Origin of the sequence: Lentzea indica (genome assembly GCF_012184385.1) — a bacterium.
In the GTDB taxonomy this organism is placed as follows: Bacteria; Actinomycetota; Actinomycetes; order Mycobacteriales; family Pseudonocardiaceae; genus Lentzea; species Lentzea indica.
The window spans coordinates 1-3452 of sequence record NZ_VSRL01000454.1; the positions used below are offsets into that span (position 1 = coordinate 1).

The window sequence follows — 3452 nt, forward strand, 5'->3', positions numbered from 1 at the left end:
CAAGATCGCCAGCGTGATCCAGGACCACGACGCCGTCTACACGACGAACTACGACGTCTGCATGTACTGGGCTCGTGTAGACGCGGTCAACCGGATCACCCTTGCTGGGCGTCCTCACCGATGACGTCACGATCAGGGACGCCGCGCTGTTCAGTCTCAGCAGCATCCTGAACTTCGCCTGCTGCACGGATCACGAGCTGGCGCGTGGAAGCACTCCCTCTTTCGGTGACGTCGGCGTCCTCTTCTCCGGAGTGCCGGGCGAGACCCTCGACGGGCTGATGAGCACCGGCGGTCTGCTCCGGTTCGCTCGCAGGCAGGGGATGGACCTGGAGCGCATCGACGAGCTCTGGGTGGAAACGCACCACGACTCCGTGCGGGCGGCGGTGGTGGAGGCGTTCACCACGGCGGTCGTGACCGCGGTGAGCGCCGTCGTGGTGACCCTCGACCCGGAGTCGATCTATTTCGTCGGCCGGTTGCGCACACTGGTCGAAGAAGTCCTTCCCGAGGTGCGCGTGCGCCTCGAGCAGTGCCTCCAGTCGGTCCCGCGACTGGCGGTCGCGACTCAGGTGCTCGGGCTGTCGACCGCGCGTGGCGCGGCGTACTCGTGTCTGTCGATCGCTCATGGCCGGCTGCGGGAAGCGCTGCTCGACGCGCGTCGTCAGGGGCAGCGCGTGGGTCAGTCCGCACCCGCGTTCTGAGCTGGTCGTAGCGCGCCTCCATCGGGGCGCACCAGGTCTAAAAAGTTTCAGTTTGGAACTGGAACAAAGAGTGGTAGGGTCTGATCACCAGCGGAGGTGACTCCGGCGGACCAAGACCGAAAGTGGGGGTCGATGACTTCGACGCTGAGCCGGGCGATCGCCAACTACCCGAACCGGTTCGACCCGGCCGTTCTGGACGCGCTCCCCGAACGTCTGCAGGACACCATCCGGCGCCGGACCGAGGTGCTGGGGCCTGGCTACACGCTCATCTACCGGACGCCGGTCGAGTTCGTCTCCGGCCACGGAGCCCACCTCGTCGACCGCGACGGCAACGACTACCTCGATGCGTACAACAACGTTCCGTGCGTTGGGCATGCGCACCCGCACGTCGCACAGGCCGTCGCCCGCCAGATGACGGCCGTCAACACCAACACGCGCTACGTCCAGGACTCCCTGGTCGACTACGCGGAACGGCTGCTCGCGACGTTCCCCGCTGGGTTGTCGAAGCTGAGCCTGGCGTGCAGCGGGTCGGAGGCCAACGACCTCGCGATGCGAGTGGCGCGGTTCCACACCGGCGGTGAAGGCATCATCGTGACCCGCTGGGCCTACCACGGCATCACGCGTGAGGTCGCGAGCTTCTCGCCGAGCCTGGGGACGGGATCGCCGCTGGGACCGAACGTCCGGGTGATCGACCCTCCCGATCCGCGACTCGTCACGCCGGGATCCACGCTCGCCGGACACATGCGCGGCCAGGTGCGCGGCGCGATCGACGACCTCGAACGCCACGGCTACCGGCTCGCCGCACTGGTCACCGACGGCGCCTACAGCAGCGACGGGATCTTCACCGACCCGGTCGGCTATCTGAAGGCCATGGTCGAGGAGGTGCACGCGGCCGGCGGTGTCTACATCGCCGACGAGGTGCAGTCCGGGTTCGCCCGGCTCGGTGAGTCGATGTGGGGTTTCAGCCGCCACGGTGTGCTGCCCGACATCGTCACCATGGGCAAGCCGATGGGCAACGGCCTGCCGGTCTCGGGTGTGGTCTTCCGGCCCGAGGTCTGCGACGAGTTCGGCCGGAACGTGCGCTACTTCAACACCTTCGGCGGCAGCTCGATCCCCGTGGCGGCGGCGGCCGCGGTGCTGGACGTCTTCGAGCAGGAGAACGTGCAGCAGCGTGTCCTCGAGAACGGCAGGGATCTGCGCGCCGGGCTCGAAGAGATCACGCGGAAGTCGCCGTACGTCGCCGAGGTCCGCGGCAGCGGCCTTTTCGTCGGTGTCGAGCTGGTGAAGGACCGCGAGACGCTGGAGCCCGACCGAACGCTCGCCGAGGACGTCATCAACGACCTGCGTGATCGCCGCATTCTCGTCAGCGGCACCGCGCCAGGGGCGAACGTGTTGAAGATCCGCCCTCCGCTCGCCTTCACCTCGGCCGACGTCACCAGGTTCCTGGAGACCTTCGCCCAGGTCGCGAAGGACCGTTTGTAGCGGCTCACCGAAAGGGACCGACCGTGACCATCTCACCGCTGCCGAGCCTCGGCCGGCGACTCATCGCGGAATGCGGGCTGGCGTCGTCCCACGAGCCGGTCGACGAGACGCTGGTGGTGGCTCTGCTGGAGAGGCACTACCACCTCGGCGGGCGCCTGGAGCGACTCGCGACGGAGAAGGACGACACGTTCCGGCTCAGGACCGGCACGGACGACTACCTGGTGAAGGTGTCACCACCGGACGAGGAAGCCCCCGTCGTCGCTCTGCAGACCACCGTGATGCTCTTCCTCGAGCACGACGCGCCTGACCTGCCGGTCCAGCGGGTGCGGCCGACCATCGACGGAAACGCGAGCGTGGTCGTCGAGAGCAACGCCTCCGGAACCCGGATCCTGCGGGTGTTCGGTTTCGTCGACGGCCTGGTCTGGGCCCAGTCGGAGCCCGAGACGCACCAGCTCGCCGAGGTCGGCGAGATGCTCGGCCGGATCGACCTGGCACTGGCGACGTTCACACATCCCGCCGACCGCCGGATGCTGGTGTGGGACATCCAGCACTTCCACCACCTGGGGCGGCTGGTCGCGCACACGTCGAACCCCGGGCATCGCAGGCTGGCTCAGGAGGTCTTCCGCCTGTTCGACGAGGTCGTCGTCCCGAGGTTGAACGAACTCGAGACGCAGGTGATCCACGGCGACTTCAGCCCGCACAACGTGGTCGTGAACCCGTACGGCGACCCGTTCGTCACCGGCGTCATCGACTTCGGTGACACCGTGCGCAGCGCCGTGATCTTCGACCCCGCCGTGCCCATGGCCAACCTGCTCGGCCGCGGACGGGCGGACCCATGGCAGGACGCCCGCACCTTTCTCGAGGGCTACGAGCGCATCCGGCCGCTCGAAGAGTCGGAGCTCGCACTGTTGCCCGTCGCCGCACTGGCCCGGCTCACGCTGCGCGCGCTGCTCACGAACTGGCGCGCGCAGCATGCCCCGCAACGACGCGAGTACTTCCTCTCCCACGCCAAGGACGACTGGATCAACGTCGAGCAGGCCATCGCCGTGCCGCTCGACGAGGTCGTCACCCAACTCCGCTGAAGCCGAACCTCGAGGAACCACACATGACCACGACGGTGATCCACGACGTCCCCAAGCAGCTGTTCATCGCCGGAGCCTGGCAGGACGCGGAAGAACTCCAATGCGCGCTCACGGTGTGGTGCGGTGCGCACGCAGATGACGAACGGTTCTCCCGCCAACGGCGACTACACGCCGATGTGGCAGACACGTG

Annotated in this window: 3 protein-coding genes; all 3 read left to right on the forward strand. The window is 67.6% G+C overall.

Features of this window, described 5'->3' with window-relative positions:
* The first annotated feature begins 101 nt into the window (after positions 1 to 101).
* The 3 genes from FXN61_RS48235 to FXN61_RS48245 all read left to right on the forward strand — a co-directional run bounded on the left by FXN61_RS48235 (position 102) and on the right by FXN61_RS48245 (position 3262).
* Positions 102 to 698 carry a hypothetical protein gene (locus FXN61_RS48235; protein ID WP_167980460.1) on the forward strand — a complete coding sequence of 199 codons (597 nt, stop codon included), beginning with the start codon at positions 102 to 104 and terminating at the stop codon, positions 696 to 698.
* A gap of 132 nt (positions 699 to 830) precedes the next feature.
* Entirely contained in the window at positions 831 to 2180 is a 1350-nt protein-coding gene (locus FXN61_RS48240) for an aspartate aminotransferase family protein (protein WP_167980461.1), read from the forward strand.
* A gap of 23 nt (positions 2181 to 2203) precedes the next feature.
* The gene (locus FXN61_RS48245; protein ID WP_167980462.1) at positions 2204 to 3262 is read left to right on the forward strand and encodes a phosphotransferase; all 1059 of its coding nucleotides are present in this window, start codon (positions 2204 to 2206) and stop codon (positions 3260 to 3262) included.
* The last annotated feature ends 190 nt before the right edge of the window (positions 3263 to 3452 follow it).

Bases quoted from the DNA above. Each gene is read 5' to 3' on its own strand.
- FXN61_RS48240 (WP_167980461.1), top strand. From the start codon at position 831: ATGACTTCGACGCTGAGCCGGGCGATCGCCAACTACCCGAACCGGTTC.